A 22,421-nucleotide genomic window follows, 5' to 3' on the forward strand; every position below is an offset into this window, starting at 1 on the left:
CCATGAAGAGACTCATGATTGCGACATTCGCCGGGGTGCTGACGCTGGCCGCATGGGGCGCCGGGGATTTGAGCGACCTGCGCGGACTCGTGCTGACCCACGCGAAACTGCCGGTTTACAACAAGCAGAATCTTCAGGTGATGGTGTTCTGCGACAAGGCGGAGCGCTCCGGGCGGATGATGGTGGGGTACGACGTGGTGCTCGACCTGATCCGACGCGGTGCGGACGTCGATTCGATCCGGAACGGTTGGGGGTTGAAGGCGTATCCGCTCGATGCGAAACTGCCGGAAATCCTCGCGTTCTGGAGCGAGCGGCCGTACAGCGACGGAGTGATTTTGACCTCCCGTGCGAATGTCGATCAGGAGACGCGCATGGCCGATGGCGACGAGTCGGTATTCTTCCGCTCTCCGCTGATGGATCTGAACGGAATCGGCTTCGAAGCGGACTTCGACAAACGGACCGTGCTGGTCAAGGAGGATGTGAAGATCGTCGTGCGCATGGAGGGGAGCGATCCGCGCCGGATTCGGGCCGCGGGCGGGAAACTCCCCGCGAAGTATGAATTTGTGACCGCCACGGCCGATTCGATGCGGATCGATATGGCGGCCAATCAGGTGCTGCTCGTCGGCAGCGTCGTGATCGACGAAGCGAATTCGGTCGTCACCTGCGACCGGATGACGATCTTTCTTGATCGCCGGAGCGATGCGGAACTCAAGGCGGCGAATGATCGCGGAGCGCTCGGAAGCGGTTCGGATATGGGCGGTGTGAGCCGGGTTTTGTGCGATGGAAATGTCGTCATCACCCGGAAACTCTCGAAGGAGGAGATCGCAAAGAACGGAGCTCAGCAGGCGCTGGCCGATCACCTCGTCTACGATCCGGCGGCGGGCACGGTCATCCTGACCGGCGATAAACGGCTTCCGGTGGTCAAGCGCGGAACCGAGTCGCTTTCCGGCGAAACGATGACGCTGCATCGCAACGAACAGCGGGCGGTCATCAACGGAAAAGGAAAAGTTGTGGCGTTTCAACCGCCGCAGAAACCCGGCGAAGAGGGAACCCGCGTGACGATTGCTTCCGATGCCGTTCAGCTCGACTATCTGCGTAATTACGGAGAATTCATCGGGAACGTTGTGGTCGATGATCCGCGCATGCAGCTCAAATGTGCGCGGATGCGGATCGACCTCAAAGAGCTCGCACAGCAGAAGGCCGAACTTCCGGCCGAGGCGGCCGCCACGCTCTCCGGCATGCCGGATTTCGATGCGGGCAGCCGGCGCGAACTCGATAAAATCACCTGCTCCGGCGGGGTTGAAGTCGTCCGGCGCGATGCTGCGGGCAAGCTCCTCCCCGGGGAAAAAGGAACATCGGAAAACGCGGTTTTCGATTATCTTTCGAAGAACATCACGATGACCGGAAATTCCCCGACGCTGAAACGCGACAACGACTCGCTTTCCGGCGGCGAACTCGTGATCTGGATCGACGAAGAGCGGGTCTGCACGCACAACGGCAGCAAGGTCGTGCTCGGGGCACGCTCCGCCGGCGCGGGGCAGTCGGGAAAGAGTTCCGAAACGATCATCCTCTCCGATTCGAGCGATCTGAATTACGGAGGAAATCTGCTGACGTTCAACCGGAACGTGAAGGTGAACGACGAACGTATGAAACTCGACTGCGACCGGATGGAGATTCATCTGATCGGAAAGCCCTCCGCGGAGAATGCGGAGAAAAACGCGGTTGACGTGCTTGCCCTCGACGACCCCGGTCGAAGCGACCGGACCTTGTCGCGGGTGGTCTGCACCGGCAATGTTCATGCACTCGACCAGGGCAGCGACATGCGCTGCGACACATTCACGATGCACTTTGCACCGCAACCTCCGGGCGTGACGACGCCGGGAATGTTCCAGTCGAACGGTACGGAACTCGTGCGGATCAATGCGGACGGGAATTTCGAGGCCGTGAACAAACCCGCGCCGGGGGAGGGGGAGAAGGTCGCCCAGAACAGCGATCTCGGCGGACTCATGAGGAACAGTTCCGGCAAGCCGCGCCGGATTTCCGCCGAGCGCGGTCAGGTTGATTTCCGGAAGAATCTCACTGAATTCCACGGGAATGTCTACGTGCGGGACGAGGAGAATTCGCTCAAGTGTGACGACATGTATCTGTATGCCGGGAAATCCCCGGCCGTTCCCGCGAAGGGGGGGGCGGCCGCGCCGCGGCAGCCGAATCTGGACGACGATCCGTTCGCGCTGGAGGAGGCCGAAACGGTTCCCGCGCGGATCAGTCTGACGGACGAGCTTGATTTGCAGCGGGTGCTCTGCCGGAACAATGTGCTTTTCGTGCGGCGGACTTCGACCGGAGAGCTGCAGCGTGCGGGCGGCAACGAGGCCGATTACGTTGTGGCGAATCGTGAGATGATCGTGACCGGGAAACCCGGCGAAAAACCGTGGATGAGCGCCGAGGGACGGCGGCTCTATTCCGACCGGATCATCGTGGATGTGGTCACGGAGACGATGCGCGGCGAAAACGGAACGGCCACGACGGAGAAATCGACGAATTTTTGATGGAAGAGTCGGGATTTGAACTTGAACTCGACCGGGAATGTGATATACTACTAATGAACGGGGGCGGGCCGCGCGGTTCCCTCCCTGGAGGATTCTGGAGAGCCTCGGAATGAGTAATGAGAATGAAAACAACGAAATGCTGATCCGGGCGGATCATTTGAGCAAAAGCTATCACGGCCGCAAGGTGGTCGACGACGTGTCGATCACTGTGAAGTCGGGCGAGGTGGTCGGTCTGCTCGGGCCGAACGGCGCCGGAAAGACGACCAGTTTCTACATGGTCATGGGGTTGATCCGTCCTGACTCCGGGGAAATCACGTTTCGTGATGTGGACATCACACATCTGCCGATGTACAAACGGGCGCGGATGGGGATGGGATATCTGGCGCAGGAGCCGTCGATTTTCCGCAAACTGACGGTCGAGGAGAACATCATGGCAATCCTCGAAACGCTGGCGATCTCCGCCGCGGAACGGAAGAAACGTTGCCGGGAGCTGCTGGAGGAACTGGCGCTGACCCGGCTGGCGAAGCAGAAGGCGATGACGCTCTCGGGCGGCGAACGGCGGCGGCTGGAGATCACGCGAGCCCTGGTGACGAATCCCTCGTTCATCATGCTGGACGAACCGTTCAGCGGGGTGGACCCGCTGGCGGTTTACGAGGTGCAGCAGATCATTCTGCAGCTGAAGGAGCGGAATCTCGGGATTCTGATTACGGACCACAATGTGCGTGAGACACTTTCGGTGGTCGACCGGGCTTATCTGATGTGCCAGGGCAAGATTCTGGTGGAAGGGTCGAGCGACTTCCTGGTGAACGATGAGCGTGCGCGGGAGATCTATCTGGGGCCGCGGTTTTCGATGTGACAAAGATACGTGCCGGAGAAGGATTCCGGTGCGCGAGAGAAGAGAAGGAGGTAACCATGAATCTGAATTTAACCGGTCGTCAGTTCGACATCACTCCGTCCATCCGGGAGTATGTAGAGGCCCGGATCGCTTCCATTACGGAAGATAAGTCGTTGAAAATCAGTAGTGTGAACGTGGTTATGGAGCGCGAGAAGGAGCGTTACGAAACGAACATCGTGCTGAACTGCAAGTATCATGTTTTCGAGTCGACGGTGGAGGATTTCGATCTGTACAAGTCGTTCGATGCCGCCGCGGACAAGATCGACGTTCAGCTGACCCGGCTTCGGGAGAAGATCCGGAACCATCAGGCCGAACCGATCCGCGAAGCCGAGGAGAAGGTGGAGGCGAAAGCCGCTGCGAAGGCCGAGTGACGGTCTTGCACGGGAAAAGCTAACAGGACCGGTCCGAGTCAGCCGATTCGGGCCGGTTTTCATTCAATGCGGGAGAGACCATGATTATTGCGCTTGCCTGTGAAGGAGAACAGGTATCGGAACGGTTTGTCCGGGCTTCCGAGTTTGCGGTTTACGAGGTGGATTTCGGTCGCGTCGGCGGTCGGAGCACGGTGATTCCGGGAGGAAGGGAGACCGCGCCCTTTCTGCGGGAGTGCAAGGTGGATCTGGTCATCTGCGGGCGGATCGGCCGGGGATCGCGGCAGAGGTTGATGGACGAGGGGATCAAGTTCTTCGGAGGCGTATCCGGTCCGGTGGAGCGGGTGCTTTCCGCTTACCTCGACGGTTCCCTCGAAGCCGCCGGGGATTTCAACGATTACGAGGAAGAATAAACGGATTTCATTCGGAAGGAAATCGAAAAAATGAGTTCATCATGTTCAGGCAACTGCGGCAGCTGTTCTTCTGCCGGCAGCTGCAGTGAGAAAAAAGAGGTTGCGAACCTGCTCCAGGGAGTTCGCGAGGCGATTCTTGTGCTTTCCGGCAAAGGCGGCGTGGGCAAGAGCACGGTTGCGGCGTCGGTGGCGGTGGAGCTTGCGAAGAGCGGGAAAAAGGTGGGGCTGCTCGATGTCGATTTTCACGGGCCGTCGCAGCCGACGCTCTTCGGAATTCAGTATCTGCGTCTCGAAGAGGGGCAGAAGGGGTTTCTTCCGGTCGAGACGGCCGGAGTGAAACTGATCTCGGTCGGTCTTGTGCTGGACGATCCGGATCACGCGGTGATCTGGCGCGGCCCGGCCAAGAACGGCGCGCTGAAACAGCTGCTTGAGGAGACTGAGTGGGGGGATCTCGACTATCTGGTTCTGGATTTCCCGCCGGGAACCGGGGATGAGGCGCTTTCGGGCTGCCAGCTTCTGCCGATGCCGAAGCGGGCGCTCGTGGTCACGACGCCGCAGGAGGTGGCGCTGGCGGACTGCCGGAAGTGCGTCGACTTCTGTGAGAAGCTGGAGGTGCCGATCATTGGAATCATCGAGAACATGTCCGGGTTTGTCTGTCCTGACTGCGGTTCGCGGCATGAGCTGTTCGGTTCGGGCGGCGGAGCGCTGCTGGCGAAGAAGGCGAATGCGCCGCTGCTCGCGCAGATTCCGATGGATCCGGCGTTTTTGCGTCGCTGCGACGATGGTGAACTTCCGGCAGGGCTTGAGAATTCTCCCGCCGTGCGTGCGGAGCTGGACAAGGTCGTAAAGGCGATTACTGCGGCGAAGTGACGGGAAAGGAAGAGGGCGACCGGCATGACGCGAACGGCGGACTCCAGTGACAAATTTCTCCGGATGACGCGCAGTCCGGTCGAGCCGCTGATCTGCCGGCTGGCGGTCCCGACGATCATCAGCTGCCTGGTCACGACTTTCTACAACGTGGCGGACACCTATTTCATCGGCAAGATCAATACGAGCGCCTCGGCCGCGGTCGGGGTGTCGTTTTCGTTGATGGCGGTGATTCAGGCGATCGGTTTCTTCTTCGGGCAGGGGTCGGGGAACAACATCTCCCGGGAACTCGGCAAACAGCATGGGCATGAGGCGGAGATTCTCGCATCGGTCGGCTTTTTTTCCGCTTTGATCGCGGGGGCGGTGATTACGGTCACGGGACTGCTTCTGCTGGAGCCGCTTGCGGAGATGCTCGGGTCCACCGAGACGATTCTTCCCTATTCAACCGCCTACATGCGGCTGATTTTGATCGGAGCGCCGTGGATGACGGCATCGTTCGTTCTGAACAACCAGCTGCGGTTCGAGGGGAGCGCGTTTTACGGGATGATCGGGCTGGTGTCGGGAGCGGTGTTGAACATCACGCTCGATCCGCTGTTGATTTTCACGTTCGACATGGGGATTTCCGGGGCGGCGCTCGCGACGATCATCAGTCAGTTCGTCGGATTTACGCTGCTGTTCTGCGGCTGCCGGTTTGCGGGCAATGTTCCGATCCGGCTGCGGAATTTTCGACCGTCATTTCAGGTTTACCGGATGATTGCGAACGGGGGAACGCCGTCGCTCTGCCGGCAGGGAATCGCCTGCATCGCGGTCATCTGCCTGAACACGGCGGCAAAGCCGTTCGGGGATGCGGCGATCGCGGCGATGGCGATCGTTTCCAGAATCACGCATTTCACGAATTTTGCGCTGATCGGGTTCGGACAGGGATTTCAACCGGTCTGCGGCTTCAATTACGGGGCGAGACTTTACGACCGGGTGCGGCGGGCGTTCTGGTTCTGCGTCAAGGTGACGGCGGTGTTTCTCCTGGTGCTTTCCGTGGTGGAATTCATCGCCGCACCGTGGCTGATCGAACTCTTCCGCAAGGGAGATCCTGAGGTCACGCGCATCGGGAGTGTCGCACTGCGTCTGCAGTGCCTGACTTTTCCGCTGGCGGCGTGGGTGACGATCAGCAACATGATGCTTCAGACGACGGGGAAGATGTTCCGCGCATCGTTTCTCGGGCTGGCGCGGCAGGGGGTGTTTTTGATTCCGTTCGTGCTGCTGCTGCCGCCGATGATCGGCGTGTTGGGTGTTCAGGCCGCGCAGCCGGTGGCGGATCTGATCTCGTTCGCGATTTCGATTCCGCTGCAGTGCTCGCTTCTGCGCGAAATGCGCCGGGAGGAGGCGACATTCTCAATCGGCAGGGAACGGGAGAACTCATGATCATCAGAATTGCAACTCCGGACGATGCCTGTGAGGCATTGGCGATCTACGCGCAGTCGATCGACACTCCGGTTACTTTTGAGTACGAACTCCCAACCCCGGAAGAGTTTGCGCGTCGGATTCGTTCGACGCTCGAACACTATCCGTATCTGGTCTGCTGCGACGAAGCGGGAACCGTGAGGGGATATGCTTATGCGGGGCGTTTCGGCGAACGTGCGGCCTATCAGTGGGGAGCGGAACTGTCGATCTATCTTGATGTTGCGGCGATTGCCCGCGGATACGGCAGCCGGCTTTATGCCGCGTTGATCGCTCTGCTCCGGTTGCAGGGAATCCGGGTGGTTTACGGCTGTGTGACGATGCCGAATCCGCGCAGTGAGCGCCTGCATGAAAAGCTGGGATTCCGTCGTTGCGGTCTCTTTCGAAACGCCGGATTCAAATGCGGCGCATGGCGCGACGTTGCCTGGTTCGAAAAAGAGATCGCCGCATGGGATGGGGAGGGAACACCCCCGGAACCGGTTCCCTTTTCGGGAATTTCTCCCGAAACTGCGGCGAAAACCATTGCGAGGGTGGAACATGGATAAGAAAATGAATACTTCGACATTGGATTCGGAACGATTGATCGCCGCGTGCGTACTGAGCGTGGTCGGCGGATTTCTCGACATCTACACCTATCTTTTCCGGGGGAATGTGTTTGCGAACGCCGTCACGGGAAACATGGTGCTGTTCGGCTTTCACCTTGCGGATGGGAAATGGGAGCTGTGCGGACGTTATCTGCTGGCGATCGTTTCGTATGCGTTCGGGATTTTCATGGCGAATCTGATTCACGCGCGACTGCCGAGTTCCAGGCGGATCACCTGGAATCAGTCCGTCATCCTGCTGGAGCTGATCTGCCTGCTGATCGTGGCCTTCATTCCGTATGGTCGATGGGATTTTCTGGTCAATTCGGGAATTGCATTTGTCTGTGCGCTGCAGGTGCAGACCTTCCGCCGGGTGCATGGACTGCCGTTCGCCTCGACCATGTGCACGGGGAATCTGCGCAGTGGAACCGATGCGCTTTTCCGTTCGATTCATGACCGTGAAACCGGAGAATTCCGCAAGGCGCTGCACTACTACGGGGTGATCGCCTGCTTCATCTTCGGCGCGGCGGCCGGAGCACTGCTGCTGTCGCATGTCGGACGGTTCATGTTCCTGCTGGCTCCGGCGGGATTGTGTGCGGTTTTCTTTCTGATTTCGAGCCGGAGAAAGCTGGCCGGATGGCGGCGGACGTTCCGGTCGGTCTTCCGGCGGAGCGCCGGCCGCTGAGGGGAAGCCCCGCTTCAGATCACGCCGAGATCCTTTAGAACCCGTTCGAATTTCGCGGGTTCAAACCGTTCCCCGGGGTGCCATTTCCCGTTGTATTCCAGTGTCGGAACGACCCAGTCGTCGCCGCCGTTGACCTCGACGACCTTGCGAACCACGTCGTCGGGCTGTTCTTCGATTTCGAGGTATTTGAACGGAATGTTGTGGCTTTTGAGCCAGGCGACCGCGTTAAGGGTATGGGGACAGACGTTCCAGCCATAAACTTTCAGCATGTGACGGACCTCCTCTCGTTGTCTGGAGATACCATAGCACAAGCCGGGATTTTTGCAAATTTCGCTTTGTTTTCCGGTTACAGTTTTTTTGCTGCGCGGGAGTACGTCTCCGCCGCACGCCGGATTTCCGCAGTGGATTTTCCCGGCTTGTAGAGGGCCGAACCGATTCCCACGCCCACGCATACGTCGAGGAATGCGCCGATGTTCGTCTCCCCGACGCCGCCGACCGCGAGGATCGGAGCTTTGACGACCGCTTTCAGATCCTTCACATAGCCCGGCCCGAGCGCTCCGGCGGGAAAGAGTTTCAGATAATCCGCGCCTGCGCGCAAGGCGTTGAAAGCCTCAGTCGCCGTGAAAAAGCCCGGGATCGATACGAGTTTGTGCTGTTTCGTCTCGTGGATTACATCCGGATTCGTGTCGGGCGAGATGATGAATCTTCCTCCCGCATCGGCCACGCGCCGCACATCCTCCGGGGTGAGCACGGTACCGGCGCCGACGAGCAGTTCATCGCCGGAGTGATACTTCTCCGCGGCGCGGCGGATGCTCTCGACCGCATCCGGGGAATTCAGCGGGACTTCGAGCAGACGGATTCCGGATTCCCGCAGAATCTCACAGACTTCGAGAATTTCGTCCGGCGTGATGCCGCGCAGAATCGCGACCACGGGACAACGTTCGGCATATTCGGAAAAGCTCATTTTTCCCCTCGCTTCATCGTGCGACCCGGCCTGAACCGGAACCGTTCATCAGGGAAACGACCTCGGCGCGGGAGCTGTAATTGTAGTCCCCGGAAATCGTGTGTTTCAGGCAGCTTGCCGCGACGGCGAAGCGGATCGCCTGCTGCGGCCCGGAAAATTCTTCACTGTACAGCGCATGAATGAGGCCCGCTCCGAACGAGTCGCCGCCGCCGAAACGGTCGACGATGTTGCGGATCTCGTAGGGGGAGTAGTGCCCCCGCGCGTCGACCGGCGCAAAAAACGCCCCGGCGTTGCGGTCGAAGAGCATCGCGCCCCAGTTGTTATGGTCGGCGGAAATGCTTTCGCGCAGCGTAATCGCCACCTTCGACGCCTTCGGGAAGCGCGTGAGCAGCTGTTCTGCGACGGCACGATACCCGTCGACATTCAGTTTCCCCGCCTCGATCTCGGTTGCCTCCGCCCGAATCCCGAACACGTCCGAGGCGTCCTCCTCGTTGCAGATGATCCAGTCGACGAGCGGGACGAGATTTCCCATGCACTCCTCCGCGAGCGCACGTGGCTCGGTTCCTGGACGCCACTTCCAGAGTTTCTTGCGGAAGTTCAAGTCACAGGAGATCGCGACTCCCCGTTCCGCCGCCTTTCGGGCCAGCGTAAGCGTCGAACGGTATGCGTTTTCGCTCAGCGATGGTGTGATCCCGGTCAGGTGCAGGTGGTTCACCCCCTCAAGCATCGCGTCGAAGTCGTACTCCTCCGGCGCGAGCAGCGAAATCGTCGACCCCTCGCGGTCGTAAATCACGTTCGACCCGCGTTGCGCCGCGCCGTGTTCGGCATAGTAGACTCCCATGCGTCCCCTGGTGTTCCAGGTGATGTGCGACACATCGACTCCGAGCCCGCGCAGCTCCGCGGCAAACGCCAGAGAAACCGGATTCTCCGGCAGCGCCGTCAGATAACGCGATTCCGATCCGAGCATCGCCAGCGATGCGCATACATTCGCCTCGCCGCCGCCGTAGGTCGCGTCGAGTGCCCCCGGCAGACTCTGCGCAAACCGCTTCTTCCCCGGTGGACAGAGCCGCAGCATCACTTCTCCGAATCCCGCGATCACAATCTTCTGCATGTGGAGCTCTCCTTTTTTTATTCTCATTATATGGGAATATATTCTCATTATTTTTTAATATAAGCGATGCCTTGCGGGATTTCAAGTTGTAAAGTGGAAAAAGATGTGGTATTGTAAAAGCATGATGAAAGACGGGGAAAAGACAATGGGGCGCGGGTTTGAGCTGCTTGAACTCGTGGGTCGCAGCCGGGGCGGACTCCGGGGGCGTGAAATCGCGGAGGCGCTTGGGGTGCCGGTCAGTACGGCATTCCGGCAGTTGAAGTTTCTGGTCGAGCGCGGTTATCTGCGCAGCGGCGGCGGGGTCTATACGCTCGGGAGCACATTGATCCGGCTTGGAAACGAGGCGATGCGGCAGAATCCGCTTTCGCGTCTTGCGCACGGGATCTTGTCGGAACTTGCAGAGGCGACGAGCGAGACGGTGCACCTTGCGGAGCGGCGCGGCGACCGCGTGGTTTACGTGGACAAGGTCGAAGGAAGCCGTTCGGTGCGGATGGGGTCGATGATCGGCAACACGAGTCCGCTGCACTGTACGGGAGTCGGCAAGGCGATCCTGGCGTTTCTGCCGGAGAAAGAGCGACGCGAACTTGTGGAGAAGCTCGAATTGACCCGGTTCACGGACCGGACGATCACGGAGCGGCGGGCGCTGGTCGCGGAGCTCGACCGGATTCGCGCTCAGGGATATGCGGTCGATGATTGCGAGCATGAGCCGGGGGTGTTCTGCGTGGCGGCTCCGGTTTTTGACTCGGCGGGGACGGTTCCGGGGGCGATCAGTGTTTCCGGATCTGAACTCTATCTGCGCGGAGCGCAGGAGGCGCTCAAGGAGCGTGTCCTTGCGGCCGCGGCCGCGATCAGCGCCGAACTGCGGTGAGGCTGTGGAATCGAAAAACGCCGAGTTCCGGCAAGAGCGTTACGGTCGCCGGCAGGGAGGCCGCCCGGCACGGAACATTCACGAACGGTGTTGCGCGAAGGGGATTTTGCCTGCTTCGAAGTCACGCTGATTTCATGGAGAATGTGTGTGGTCGAAAAATGATTATAGACGGAAAACGGTATTCTCGTTTTCGTCCCGGATACCGCCTTTCGGTCACCTGCGTCCAAACGCATGTTTGCGAGGAACAAAGGAGAATTGCAGATGAAAAAACGGCTATTCGTGTTTCTGGCAGTGTCGGGAGTATGTTTCTATGCGCAGGGAGCAGATGTCAAAACCGCTCCTGTCGAGGGTTTGACGGCCGAAACTCCGTCCGCTGAAACGGGGATCATTCCGTCTGGCAGGCGTTCCGGACCGGCAAAAAAGATTCAGGTTTTGACCGATTCCGGGAACAATTTCCGTTATGCCCCGCTTCGGGTGATTGATCCCCGCCCCGTCCCGCAACAGTTCAGAGACGTCTGCCGCGGAGCGAAAACTCTGGAGAAAGCGGCGGATCAGCTTTTCAGCGGGGAGGGGAACTTCACGATCTGGTCGCACTTCCGGGAGTGGGGGATCCTTTACGCCAATCTGCCCCGGCTGACCGGCAGACCGGATGTGGTTCCGACCGAAACGGCGAAGTACGCACTCGCGTTGCTCTGCGACGAACGCTACAATGAAGCCGAACAGATTCTCCGGAAACTCGCGGAGAAGAATCCCGATGATTACGGCACAATGATCCTGCTCGGTGCGTTCTCGGTGAGAAACAGGGAATACTTTCCTTATCTGGAAAAGGCGTTTGCCGCCGATCCGACCAGGAGTGTGAACTTCATCGTATGGCAGTGCCAGAATCTTGATCTCCTGCAAAAGCTGCCGGAAGAGTGGGATTTCATCGGTTCCTTTCTGCCGCTCCTGCTGCAATACCGGGAGCAGATCGACTTCGACGCGATTCCTTCCCCGTCGTTGTTGCGACTGAACAAGGCGATCTGGGAAAAATATTTCGGCGAAGACCGCCGGATCCGGCCCGAATACCGGGATCAGAAAGAGAAGTGGAGTTCCCTTTGCACCATTCTCGTGAAACACATGGATTGATCGATCCGTTGATTTGTGATCTCTGCTCGTTTCCGCATAATTTGTGTCAATCGGCGGAAATGGTTGATGATTCCCCCATTTTGTGATGGAACGGGTAGTTTGACGGAGGTGCATGCCCGCGATCTTGAATTTGCTCCAGATTCGACATGGACGGGCGGGGATTCTGTCCGGGTAACGGAAAGATGGAATGCTTCCGGCAGGCGTTGAAATGGGAGACGTTCAAAACCGGAGAGAATGTCGGACTGCCGCAAAATACATCGGAGATTTTTTCTCTCGTATCCGGCCTTTGCATCAGCGACTGAACTGCGCCGGATCAGGCGTGCGGGCCGTCTCCGCTTCCGGCGCAAAATAACGGCGGGAGGCGCGGAATGACGCCGGCGGACTCCCGTAGAAGCGCTTGAATGTGCGGGAAAAGTGGAAGCGGTCCCGGACTCCGATCTCGGCGATGATTTCATCAATGCCGAGATCAGTCGATTCAAGCAGTCGTGCCGCCTGGATGTAACGCAGATTCAGCAGATACCGGTGCGGCGTGCATCCCGTGACCTCCCGAAACCGCCGGATGAACGCGTTCGGTGCGAAACCGGCGCGCGCCGCCAGTGCCGGAATATCGAGTTCGTGTGCCGTATGACTGCGCATCCAGTCGCAGACGCGCGTGATGCGGCGGTCGCGGTCGAGCTCGCACAGCGCTTCAGTCGGCAATCGCGTGAGGGATATGGCCACGAGCGCCAGTGCCACGAGGTCGAGACGGCCGGGATCCCGGTTTCCCGCGGCAAGTTGGCAGGCCTCATCCAGCAGTTCCCGGAGTTCCGGAGTCAGGTCGAGCCGGTTGAGCCGGGCATCGGGGCTGCCGAAGAGCGAGGCGGCTTCAAAGTGGATATAGAGCTGATTGACCGCCGTCCCGTCCCGGAATGTGTAAAGTTCCGGAAACGGCGGCAGCACGTAGAGCGCATCGGGTTGAAGTTCGACCTTCTTTCCGTTCAGGACCACTCCCGCGCCCGGAGCGTCGTTCCAGTAAAGACGCCAGAATCCGCCGCTCAGCAGAAAGCCGTTCCAGAATTCCCGGAGCGGCGTGAGGCGCACCTCTTCCAGCTGGATCTGCCGGCCGGAAAACAGCGGCATGTTTGTTTTATTCATATCTCATTTCACTTTATTCATGGAGAGAATGTTGTAAAAAGACATAAAATCCCGTACAATATAATCGACCGCCCGATTTTTTTCAAAGGCAAAGGAGATGGAAAAATGGGAAAAGGCGATACGAGATGGTTCGTGCATGACCGGTTCGGGATGTTCATTCACTGGGGACTCTATTCGCTTCCGGCGCGGCATGAGTGGGTGCGCCATGCCGAACGGATTCCGAATGAGGCTTACGAGATCTACTTCGAGATGTTCAATCCCGATCTGTTCGATCCGAAAGCGTGGGCGAAGGCTGCGCGCGAGGCGGGGATGAAATATTTCGTCATCACGACCAAACACCACGAGGGGTTCTGCCTCTGGGATACGAAATACACCGATTACAAGGTGACGAACACGCCCGTCGGTCGTGACCTTCTGCGCGAGATTGTCGACGCATTCCGGGGGGAGGGGCTGAAAGTGGGATTCTACTATTCGCTGCTCGACTGGCATCATCCGGATTTCACGATCGACCGGATTCACCCGCTGCGGGATCTTCCGCCGGAGGAGATCGCGAAACTCAATTCGACACGGGATATGAAGCGGTATGCGCAGTACATGCGCGACCAGGTGACGGAACTTCTGACGAACTACGGCAAGGTGGACATCATCTGGTTCGACTTCTCCTACCCCGGCGAGAACGGCAAGGGGCGCGACGACTGGGAGTCGGAGAAGCTGTACGAACTCGTCCACCGGCTTCAGCCCGGAATCATCGTTGACAACCGGCTCGACCTGCCCGGCTCCGGCGACATCGAGACGCCGGAACAGTACACGCCCGACAAAGGCATGGTCGACGCGGAGGGGAAACCGGTGGTCTGGGAGGGGTGTCAGACCTTCTCGGGCTCGTGGGGATATTTCCGGGACGAAATGAGCTGGAAGAGTCCGCGCATGTGCATCGAGATGTTGATCAACCATGTTTCGCGCGGCGGCAATCTGCTCATGAACGTGGGCCCGACTTCGCGCGGCTACATCGACCGCCGGGCGCTCGACCGGCTGGCCGCTTATGGGGAGTGGATGAAATACAATTCGCGCTCGATCTACGGCTGCGGGGCGGCTCCGGCGGAGTTTCCGGTTCCGGTGGACTGCCGTTACACCTGGAATCCGGAGACGAAGCGGCTCTATCTGCACTGCCTCGTGTGGCCGTTCAAGCATGTTCATCTGGAGAATCTGGCGGGCAAAGTGAAATACGCGCAGCTGCTGGCCGACGGCAGTGAGATCCGGATTCGCGAAGAGAAGACGGATAACCTCAACAGCCATACGCCGCAGGGCGCTTTGACGCTGGAACTCCCGACGCTGCTGCCGGGGCAGGGGTGCGAAGTCCCGGTCATCGAACTGGTTCTGAAATAATCTTCGACACGCAATAAAAAGCGGCGGAGAACCCGGGAAATCCGGGCCTCCGCCGTTTTTTTCGTCCACTCAGGGACGGGCGGTTATTTTCGGAGCCGCTCCCGAATCCACGGGAATGAAGTTGACCCGGGTGCCGTTGTACAACTTGCCGTTGACTTCGCACGAGCCGTCGGCTGTCGTGTTCCAGACTGCGAGAATTTGCCGTCCGTCTTCCGTGCGGCGGAAGAGCAGAGCCCGAACTTGCGGCGCGGGGGAGAGATCCTTGAGAAATTCCGGATCCGAACCGAGTGCGGTCGTCATCTCCCGGTAGGCGAGAAACGCTCTCTTCGGGGAGAAATCCCGGCGGACGATTCCGAAATTATCCTCCCGCTCGGCCAGGTTGGTTCCCTTGTTGCGCAGATTGTAGACGAAGAGCTTCGAGACGCCTCCGGCGATGTATTCGAGGTAGTTGCGTTGAATCATATTCGCATGTTCCTCTTCGGACAGGCCGCTGTCGAACAGCAGCGTGCAGCCGAGGATCGCCCCTTTCCAGTCATGGAACGTGTAGAGCGCGAGTGCTTCACCGATCGGTTCGTTCCGGCCGTTCAGAGCCTGCACGATCGGAGTGTAGGTGTCGCCCGGCTGCAGATTTTTCGGTGAGAGGAAACGGGTCACGTAGACATCGCCGAGCTCTTTGATCCCTTCCTGCGTCATGCCGGGGACGGTTCGGATATGGAACGTGGATTGCGGCAGTCCCTTTTTCGTCCACCACGCCTCAAAACCGATGCGCAGGAACGGATGGAGTTCACCGGCGGCATCTTTCTGCGCCCAGGTGCCGTTCGGCTGCCGGTAATTTTTCACGTAATACGGAACCTGCCCGAATGCCAGAAGAATGCCTCCCTTTTCAACGTATTTGCGGGACGGTTCAAGATAGTCCTCTTCGATTCCGAGATTTTCGCATCCGATGTAGACCGGAACTTCCTGCGGATCGAGTTTGGAAAGTTCTTCCGGCGTGAGTTTCACATACTCGACGCCCGGCAGCCATTTTCGCGGCGCATCGACGATTTTGCCGGGGGTGCGCAGTCCGACTGGTACGCCGACTTTGAGCTTTGACTGCGGCTTCCGGCCGATTTTTTTCATCGCCAGATCGATTGCGCGCAGGAACACATCCGGCTGCTGTTCCAGCAGACTCGAACGGAAGGTCGATGTTCCGAATTCGGTGATCCAGATCTCTTTCCCCTGATCGCCGTTTTCGGCGAGGAGCTGTTTGAATGCCTGGAACTGGGCGGCAACTCCGGGACTGGCATCCGGTCCCCAGCCGTATGGATGCGTGGCGATCGCATCGAAGTAATCTTTGCCGCCGTTCAGGTAGATGTCGCGCAGAAAGTCGACGTTCCAGCCGCAGAGGCCGCCGACGATGACAGTCGCTTCCGGATCGACTTTTTTGATCTCTTCAAAGGCGATCTTCAGCAGTGAAACATACTGGGCCGCATTCGGTGACGGTTTCCAGAAACCGCCATCCTGCTCATTCCAGATCTCATAGGCGTGGATTTTCCCCTTGTAGTGTTCCGCGACGGCGCGGATGTAGGCCCGCCACTCTTCCGGATGACGGTAGAGCGGGACTGCGTCGGAACGCTTTTTGGCCACTTCCCAGTCGTATCCCTCCAGAATCGGCAGAATCTCGATTCCGGCTGCTCCCATCTTGTCGACAAGATTGTCGTAACGGGTAAAATTGTATTTCCCCTTTTCCCCGGCGATGGCTCCGAAGCCGAAATCGGTGCGCATGCAGGTGATCCCGGCTTCTTTGCATCTTTTGATTTCCATCTCAAGGTCGGCGGGTTTGTTTGACCAGAGCGGATGGGACATGATGCCCCACGGGCTGCCGGCAATCAGGGTGACACTCTGCAGCAGGGCGCAGAAAGCGATGAGAAGGCGCGAATGATTCATGTTGCAAGGGATTCCTTATCTGAAAGTTTGGTGGAATTTTCCATCAGTGGATCGGCATGACGCCATCCGCTGCGAAAGCATAGGTGTCGTTCTGCAACGTGGCATTCGCAGAGACCACCCGTCCGTCGTTCATGAGGAAGTTCTGGCGGACCGGGCGATGGGGACGACTCCCGTTGGTCTCCTCCATGCCGTGTCTCCACCGCCAGCCGACGTTGCGGTACCAGAGGTGCCCGTCTCCCATGATGGCGTTGGAAGTTTTGGTGATCTTGCGGGGAGGGAGATTCCGGCTCCAGGCGCCGCCGCCCGGATAGCTGGAGGGGTAGATCCGATTGTAATAATCGTAGCTGACTCCGACTTCGTAAACGAGAGTTGGAGTTTCGCCCTTCCAGAGTTTCTGAATGTTCTCCGGGTTGGTGGCCATGTCAGGGGGGCAGATCAGCAGTTTCCAGGTGCCCATGTAGGGTTTCATGATTTTGATGGTGGGCGTGGCATTGTTTCCCCAGCCTCCCCATTCGTACCCCCAGTTGTCAACAGACATCTGATAGTTTTTGTTGCCGGTCGTGGGATAGTAATCGTTGAAATCTCCGGCGTAACTGGCGAGAACTGTGCCCATTTGCTTGAGATTATTGACGCACCCGGTCTGTTTGGCCCGGTCGCGCGCCTGATTCAGTGCCGGCAGCAGCATTGAGGCGAGGATTGCGATGATTGCTATTACAATAAGCAATTCAATTAATGTGAATTTTCTAAGGTTGAAATTCATCTTCAGCCCTCCTGTTTTGCGATTTTTTTACGATTGATGACCGAATCTCGTTCGATGAGGATCGGTCGAACTGAAATGTTGATGATTTCCCCGGGATTTTCCTGCAGATGGTCGATGGCGGCCGCCAACTGGACCGCGCACTCCTGCTGCCGGCCGGAGATGGTGGTCAGATGCGGGGTGAAGAATTCCGCGTTGCGATCATTTCCGTATCCGATGATGCTGACATCTTCCGGAATCCGGATTCCGTGCTCGGCAAAGGCGGCAATGGCCCCCTGGCTGGATTCATCACTCATCACAAAAAGTGCAGTGAAGTTGCATCCGTGTTGAGCGAGATAGTTGCAGACGGCGTCGTGGGCACAGCGCAGGGAGTATTCTCCGGGATGGACAACACATGGAATTTCCGTAACTTTTGCTCCGAAAAGCCGGGCGACGCCGGTATAGCCGGCGATTCTGTTGATGATGTCTCCGTTGCGTGGTTCCGACGGCAGAACCGCCAGATTCTGATGGCCGTTCCGGATGAAATAGGCTGCGGCCAGCATCCCGCCGTATTCGCTGTCGGCGTGCAGAGAGTGCAGAGAGACGTCGGCCAGATTGCTCCAGAGAAAGATCACCTCGGATTGGAGAGCTGCGTATTCAGCCAGCTCGCGGCGGTCGAACGGTGTTCCCGGACGTACGACGATGTGTACATCGGCGGGAATCTGTGCGATTTTCTGCACCAGGCTTTCCTGATATTCGTAAAGGATGGTGGAAAAAGCATAGCGGTCGGCGCGTTTCTGAAACTCTTCTTTGAGAAACTGCTGAATTCGTTTGTTTCCCTCGCTCGGCCAATCCGGCATGAGCAGTGCCACATGTTTGCGGAGGCGATTTTGTTTGACGTAGATTCCACTTTGAGGGCGGGTCTCGATGGCGCCCTTTTGTTCGAGCTGTGCGAGGGCTGCGTCGATGACCCGGCGGCTGACCCGGTATCTGAGCATGAGCTGACGAACCGAGTAAAAACGGCTCCCCGGTGAAAAGCTGACCAGTTCGTCATTCAACCGGTTGCAAAGTTCGCTGGATTGTTCTTTCAACTGCATTGTGTCTCTCTGAAACTGTGTCTGGTTCTGTTAATATTATATCTCATGTGCACAGTTGCAACGAATGATGTGCACAGTTATTGAAAAAAAACCTGTTGCCGTCGGCATCCCGGAGATCGGGCCGCCTGAATCTGACGGAATTTTTATTCCGGGCAGGGACGGTTGTGGCAGTTTTCCCGCGTCGTGCTCCGTCGCTCGGACGGTTCCGGAGTTTCCGGATCGGTCAATTCGATTCCGGATTCAGAGACTCTGATTTGCAATCAGACTCCTCCATGCTATCTTACTTTCATTGACAGTCAATTTTTTAAGCTTGCACTGGTTTGGAACGGGAAGTGCGCGAGAAGAAAAGAACCTTTCCTCAAAAGGTTTTTCCTTCCCGCATCCGATTTTTGCGTAATCGACTATTTTTCCGGGGCGAGGATTACGAATGCCGGGAGTCCCGGGATGTCGTAACGGTCGAGCAGAGATTGCACCTGCGGGTCGCTCAGCTGTTCCGCCTGAAACTTCACGACTATATACCCTTTCAGCAGATTTTGCACCTCCGGATCGGGAAATACGTTGCGCTCCATATCCTTGCAGTTCTTGCACCAGGTCGCCCAGAAGTCGATCAGAACGGGTTTCCCGGTCGCGCGCGATTCGACGAGCCCCTGTTCGAGTTTCGCCATCTCCGCCTCCGGCGAGAAACTCCCCGGCAACAGCGTGAAACCGAGCCACCCGTACCAGAGCGCAGCGAGCAGAATGACCACGCCGAAGGCGTTCTTCACGTAAACCATGAATCGTCCGGGTTTCGGCAGCACGCCGAGTCCCGCTCCCGCCGCAGGCCACGGCAGCGCCATCCCGACCCCGAGCAGGAACGGCAGTCCGAGCGCAAAATAGTTCCCGCCGGAATAGAGCTCCGCCGAAAACAGCAGCACCCCGATCACAACCGGAGCTACACAGGCCCCCGCCAGCAGTGCCGCCACCGCCCCCATCACGAAAGCAACCACGGTTTTCCCTCCCTTGAGCTGTTTCGGACTGAGCCGGAATTTACCGGAGAAGTCGATATTGAACACTCCGAACATCGCCGCCGCAAGAATCAGGAATACCACCGCGATCACGAAGTTGAATATGCTCGAGGAGTTCAATTCCCCGAAGCGCGCGCCGGTCAGGATCACGACCAAACCGAGCACGCCGTAGGCCGCCGCCATTCCGGCGCCGTAGGCGAGTCCGCGCCGGAATCCCGTTCCACGTCCCGCCCCGTCCGCGCCGATGATCGCGAGATTCACCGGAATCATCGGCAGCACGCACGGCGTCAGATTCAGCCCGAGTCCGCCGAGCAGCGCGAGCAGCATCACAAGCCAGATTCCGGCGGACTCGAACATCCCGGTGGACTCTTCCGCTTCAGAGCCGCCGGAGGATTTTCCCGGTGCGAGAAAGTTCCGGAATTCCGCCGCGTTCATGAGTCCGACCGCTCTGCGCTCAATCGCAAATCCTTTGAGAATCTGGTTCCGGTCCGGTTCTCCCAGTTGGGGCCGGGCAGGGGGAGCCGCCGTTGCCGCCGGGGCGATCTCAAAGGTTTTCGGCAGGAAGCACAGCGCGGGTTCTCCGTCGGCGGCCTTGCGGCAGCCCTGATACCGGACACTGCCGGAGAAAGGGGGAGTCCCCCGGAATTTCCAGACCCAGGTTCCGGCGGGATAGATGGCGACTTTTCCCATGAATTCGTCGTCGGTCTCCTGCGGTTGCGGGGCGGTGAGCGTTTCCAGTTTGGAACCGTCCCGGCCGGAGGGGGTCAGCCGGAACGAGTTGTCCGCATAGAAGTAGTGACCGGGAGCGACGGTAACGGTCAGGGTGAGCTCGCTGCCGGAAACGGTGCTCTTCCAGTCGAACGGCTCCGGAACGGTTGCGGCTGCAACGGGCAGCGCCGCGAAAAGCGCGGCGGCGAGCAACGCAGTGAGATGAACAGCTTTTTTCATTTCCGATTTCCCTGTTCAGAGTCGAGCGCCGTTTTCAGTTTACCGAGATAAGCCGCCGCATCCAGTCGTCCATCGAACCCGCCGATTTTTTCGCCGGCGGCGTTGAGAATCAGAGTTGCGGGCAGGTCGGCGGGCTGATATTTCTCCAACAGTTCGCTGTTCTGGCGGAGAATCGGGCGCGGCAGAAGCACCGAACGCGGAAAGTCGACGCAGACCAGCACGGCTTTCCCCGCGGCGAATTCGTGCAGAGCTTTGCTTTCAAGCACGTCGGACTTGAATGTTTTGTCTTCAGAACTCCAATCCGAGCCGGTGAACACGAGGACGACCGGGAGTTTCTTCTCCGTCGCAAGTGCGAGAGCCTTGTCGAAGTTGTTCATCCAGCCGGCGGCGGGAATGTAATCCGCCTCTTTCGCCGGATTCAGAGCTGCTTTGAGCGTGGCGATGAAGTCTCCCTGCGGAGTGTAGCCGAGCCGGTCGATTTCATTGCCGTCGGCGTCGACCAGAAGCACGGTCGGGAATCCCCCGACCCGGTAGCGCGCCTGCCACTCCTCGTTCTGGCGGGCGAGGGATTCCGGGAGCTGCTGCTCCTGCGGGAAATCGAGATAGAGCAGAACCACTTTCCCCGTTGCGAAATCCCGGAAGCGCTGGGTTTGAAGCACTTTCTCGGAGAAGATCTTACAGTACGGGCACCAGTCCGATCCCGTGAAGTAGGCGAACACCGGCAGTTGTTTCGCCTTCGCCTCGGCCATTGCGGCATTCGCGTCGGTAAACCAGTTCCCGTCCGGCGGGGACGCGAACAGCACGGTGCAGATTCCGAACAGTACGGCGGACAATGCAATCACTTTCTTCATGGCAGCTCCTCTTTTTTTGAACATCTTGATGATTCGACGGATCATTCTTCTCTGTACAGGAACATACAACGTCGGGGCCGTTCCGTCAATCCCTGAAGCCGTTTCATCGTCCTTTTTCCGGAAAAAATGGTTTTTTTTTGCTTTTTTACTTGACTTTTCGCTTCGGGTTTGTCATAATAAAATCATATCGATATGCGATATGTTTTCCAGAGGATATGGGATGATACAGGCGAATTATAAACATCAGCAGCTCTGCGAGCAGCTGCGGCGGGAGATTTCGTCCGGGACGTTTGCCGGCGGACGGTTTTACACCGTCAAGGCGATGATGGAGCGGTTTCAGGTGAGCCAGGCGACTTTGACGAAAGCGCTTCAGCCGCTTTATGACGAGGGGTTGATCTACAGTGTGAGCGGCAAGGGGACGTTTGTCTCCGGAAACGCGGGGCGGAACGGCGGGGAAAAGCGGGAAGTTCTGCCGACGGTCTACTGCATTGCCGCTTCCGAAGAGATGTTCGACCCGGCCCGGACTTCGCCGGACTGGTGTTTTACGCAGTTGATGCTCAAAGGGGTGGTTTCGGCCGCCCGCAGGCGTGGCATACCGATCAATATCGTGCCGATTTCCACCGGGCTGGAGGCGTTCCGGAATCTCGCCGACCGGGAGGAGTCGATGTTCATTTTCCTCAATTACGAATCCTGCGAACAGCTTGTGGAGCATGTGGTCAAGAAAGGGGCGGCATATGTGCTCTATACGAACGAACCGATCAGCCGGAAGTTGAATACGGTGTTCTGCGATGTAGGGAAGGCGACGGAGGATGCGACTTCGGTTCTGGCGGAGCGGGGGCATCGCGAGATTGCGTTTTTCGGAGACTATCCGGATTCGGCGCGTCATCGCGGCTACCGGCGGGCGCTGCGGCGGTACGGACTGCCCTGCCGGGAGGAGTACGGCTGGTTCGTCTACCGCGGGTTGCCGGAGCCGGCCCGGGAGGAGGCGCTCAAACATCTGCCGGTGTGCCCGGAGGTGAGCGCGGTCGTGACCGCCACTGATTACCGGGCGATCGGGCTTCTGCAGGCGCTTCGGGAACTGCGGCGTGTTTGTGCGGTCATCAGCATCGACAATATGTGGAAATATTACCCCTCCGCTCCGGCGCTGACCTCGGTTGACATGCACCTGGAACAGGCGGGTGAGGCGCTGTTCGAAGCGCTGATGCAGAAACACGAGGACGGACTGGACCGGCAGAGGACAATTCCGCATACTCTGGAGTACGGAAGTGAGCAGAATAAACAATTTTGATATTCAATGAGATAGAAAGGGAATTATCATGAAGTGCAATTTCATGTCAGTTGAATTTCAAATCGTGAAAACAGTTCACTTCCCACTCATCGCTCCGCCACCCGTTTCCGCGCCCGGCAGAACAAGAGAGGGGTTCGGGGGAGAGAAAGCGGCTCGTAAGAGCGCGTCTCTCCCCG

Annotated in this window: 21 protein-coding genes; 12 read left to right on the plus strand and 9 right to left on the minus strand. The window is 58.4% G+C overall.

Annotation, left to right across the window (positions count from 1 at the left end):
• The first annotated feature begins 2 nt into the window (after nt 1-2).
• From Q0K10_RS05250 to Q0K10_RS05285, 8 genes are all read left to right on the plus strand, one after another.
• Nucleotides 3-2,546 (plus strand): LptA/OstA family protein, encoded by a 2,544-nt coding sequence (locus Q0K10_RS05250; protein WP_294504202.1) that lies wholly within the window; start codon nt 3-5, stop codon nt 2,544-2,546.
• A gap of 109 nt (nt 2,547-2,655) precedes the next feature.
• The gene (lptB, locus tag Q0K10_RS05255; protein ID WP_366942957.1) at nt 2,656-3,402 is read left to right on the plus strand and encodes an LPS export ABC transporter ATP-binding protein; all 747 of its coding nucleotides are present in this window, start codon (nt 2,656-2,658) and stop codon (nt 3,400-3,402) included.
• Between the two features lie 56 nt (nt 3,403-3,458).
• Nucleotides 3,459-3,812 (plus strand): ribosome-associated translation inhibitor RaiA, encoded by a 354-nt coding sequence (gene raiA / locus Q0K10_RS05260; RefSeq protein ID WP_294504204.1) that lies wholly within the window; start codon nt 3,459-3,461, stop codon nt 3,810-3,812.
• A gap of 80 nt (nt 3,813-3,892) precedes the next feature.
• Complete coding sequence (locus tag Q0K10_RS05265; RefSeq protein ID WP_294504206.1) at nt 3,893-4,222, plus strand: NifB/NifX family molybdenum-iron cluster-binding protein; 330 nt, start codon at nt 3,893-3,895, stop codon at nt 4,220-4,222.
• 30 nt (nt 4,223-4,252) lie between these two features.
• Nucleotides 4,253-5,092, plus strand: a complete 840-nt coding sequence (locus Q0K10_RS05270; RefSeq protein WP_294504208.1) for an Mrp/NBP35 family ATP-binding protein — start codon at nt 4,253-4,255, stop codon at nt 5,090-5,092.
• 24 nt (nt 5,093-5,116) lie between these two features.
• Nucleotides 5,117-6,508 (plus strand): MATE family efflux transporter, encoded by a 1,392-nt coding sequence (locus tag Q0K10_RS05275; RefSeq protein WP_294504210.1) that lies wholly within the window; start codon nt 5,117-5,119, stop codon nt 6,506-6,508.
• Entirely contained in the window at nt 6,505-7,089 is a 585-nt protein-coding gene (locus Q0K10_RS05280) for a GNAT family N-acetyltransferase (RefSeq protein ID WP_294504212.1), read from the plus strand. The genes Q0K10_RS05275 and Q0K10_RS05280 overlap by 4 nt, the downstream gene beginning before the upstream one ends.
• 4 nt (nt 7,090-7,093) lie before the next feature.
• Nucleotides 7,094-7,810, plus strand: a complete 717-nt coding sequence (locus tag Q0K10_RS05285) for a YoaK family protein (RefSeq protein ID WP_294504214.1) — start codon at nt 7,094-7,096, stop codon at nt 7,808-7,810.
• A gap of 14 nt (nt 7,811-7,824) precedes the next feature.
• Here Q0K10_RS05285 and Q0K10_RS05290 read toward each other — a convergent pair whose 3' ends face one another.
• From Q0K10_RS05290 to Q0K10_RS05300, 3 genes are all read right to left on the minus strand, one after another.
• Nucleotides 7,825-8,079 (minus strand): glutaredoxin domain-containing protein, encoded by a 255-nt coding sequence (locus tag Q0K10_RS05290; RefSeq protein ID WP_294504217.1) that lies wholly within the window; start codon nt 8,077-8,079, stop codon nt 7,825-7,827.
• A 77-nt stretch (nt 8,080-8,156) separates the two neighbouring features.
• Nucleotides 8,157-8,774 carry a 2-dehydro-3-deoxy-6-phosphogalactonate aldolase gene (locus Q0K10_RS05295; RefSeq protein ID WP_294504219.1) on the minus strand — a complete coding sequence of 206 codons (618 nt, stop codon included), beginning with the start codon at nt 8,772-8,774 and terminating at the stop codon, nt 8,157-8,159.
• Nucleotides 8,775-8,787: 13 nt separating this feature from the next.
• The gene (locus Q0K10_RS05300) at nt 8,788-9,885 is read right to left on the minus strand and encodes a sugar kinase (RefSeq protein ID WP_294504220.1); all 1,098 of its coding nucleotides are present in this window, start codon (nt 9,883-9,885) and stop codon (nt 8,788-8,790) included.
• A 145-nt stretch (nt 9,886-10,030) separates the two neighbouring features.
• Between Q0K10_RS05300 and Q0K10_RS05305 the strand changes: the two genes are divergently transcribed.
• Complete coding sequence (locus Q0K10_RS05305) at nt 10,031-10,753, plus strand: IclR family transcriptional regulator (protein ID WP_294504222.1); 723 nt, start codon at nt 10,031-10,033, stop codon at nt 10,751-10,753.
• 261 nt (nt 10,754-11,014) lie between these two features.
• A complete protein-coding gene (locus Q0K10_RS05310) occupies nt 11,015-11,878 on the plus strand; it encodes a hypothetical protein (protein WP_294504225.1) in 864 nt (287 codons plus the stop codon).
• A 291-nt stretch (nt 11,879-12,169) separates the two neighbouring features.
• Here Q0K10_RS05310 and Q0K10_RS05315 read toward each other — a convergent pair whose 3' ends face one another.
• Nucleotides 12,170-13,012 (minus strand): AraC family transcriptional regulator, encoded by an 843-nt coding sequence (locus Q0K10_RS05315; protein ID WP_294504227.1) that lies wholly within the window; start codon nt 13,010-13,012, stop codon nt 12,170-12,172.
• A 105-nt stretch (nt 13,013-13,117) separates the two neighbouring features.
• On the opposite strand from Q0K10_RS05315, the gene Q0K10_RS05320 reads away from it, so the two are divergent.
• Entirely contained in the window at nt 13,118-14,395 is a 1,278-nt protein-coding gene (locus Q0K10_RS05320) for an alpha-L-fucosidase (protein ID WP_294504229.1), read from the plus strand.
• 69 nt (nt 14,396-14,464) lie between these two features.
• Here the strand turns inward: Q0K10_RS05320 and Q0K10_RS05325 are convergent, their stop codons facing one another.
• From Q0K10_RS05325 to Q0K10_RS05345, 5 genes are all read right to left on the minus strand, one after another.
• On the minus strand, nt 14,465-16,321 hold the full coding sequence (locus Q0K10_RS05325) for a cellulase family glycosylhydrolase (protein WP_294504231.1): 1,857 nt from the start codon (nt 16,319-16,321) through the stop codon (nt 14,465-14,467).
• A 43-nt stretch (nt 16,322-16,364) separates the two neighbouring features.
• Complete coding sequence (locus Q0K10_RS05330) at nt 16,365-17,081, minus strand: type II secretion system protein (RefSeq protein ID WP_294504234.1); 717 nt, start codon at nt 17,079-17,081, stop codon at nt 16,365-16,367.
• Between the two features lie 2 nt (nt 17,082-17,083).
• Nucleotides 17,084-18,154, minus strand: a complete 1,071-nt coding sequence (locus Q0K10_RS05335; protein WP_294504236.1) for a substrate-binding domain-containing protein — start codon at nt 18,152-18,154, stop codon at nt 17,084-17,086.
• 401 nt (nt 18,155-18,555) lie between these two features.
• Nucleotides 18,556-20,106: a thioredoxin family protein gene (locus tag Q0K10_RS05340; RefSeq protein ID WP_294504238.1), complete on the minus strand. Its 1,551-nt coding sequence runs from the start codon at nt 20,104-20,106 to the stop codon at nt 18,556-18,558.
• Complete coding sequence (locus Q0K10_RS05345; protein WP_294504239.1) at nt 20,103-20,957, minus strand: thioredoxin family protein; 855 nt, start codon at nt 20,955-20,957, stop codon at nt 20,103-20,105. Before Q0K10_RS05345 ends, Q0K10_RS05340 begins: the two co-directional genes overlap by 4 nt.
• 220 nt (nt 20,958-21,177) lie before the next feature.
• On the opposite strand from Q0K10_RS05345, the gene Q0K10_RS05350 reads away from it, so the two are divergent.
• On the plus strand, nt 21,178-22,245 hold the full coding sequence (locus Q0K10_RS05350; RefSeq protein WP_294504240.1) for a GntR family transcriptional regulator: 1,068 nt from the start codon (nt 21,178-21,180) through the stop codon (nt 22,243-22,245).
• Nucleotides 22,246-22,421: the final 176 nt, after the last annotated feature.

It is taken from the genome of uncultured Victivallis sp., assembly GCF_944391105.1.
Taxonomy (GTDB): Bacteria; Verrucomicrobiota; Lentisphaeria; order Victivallales; family Victivallaceae; genus Victivallis.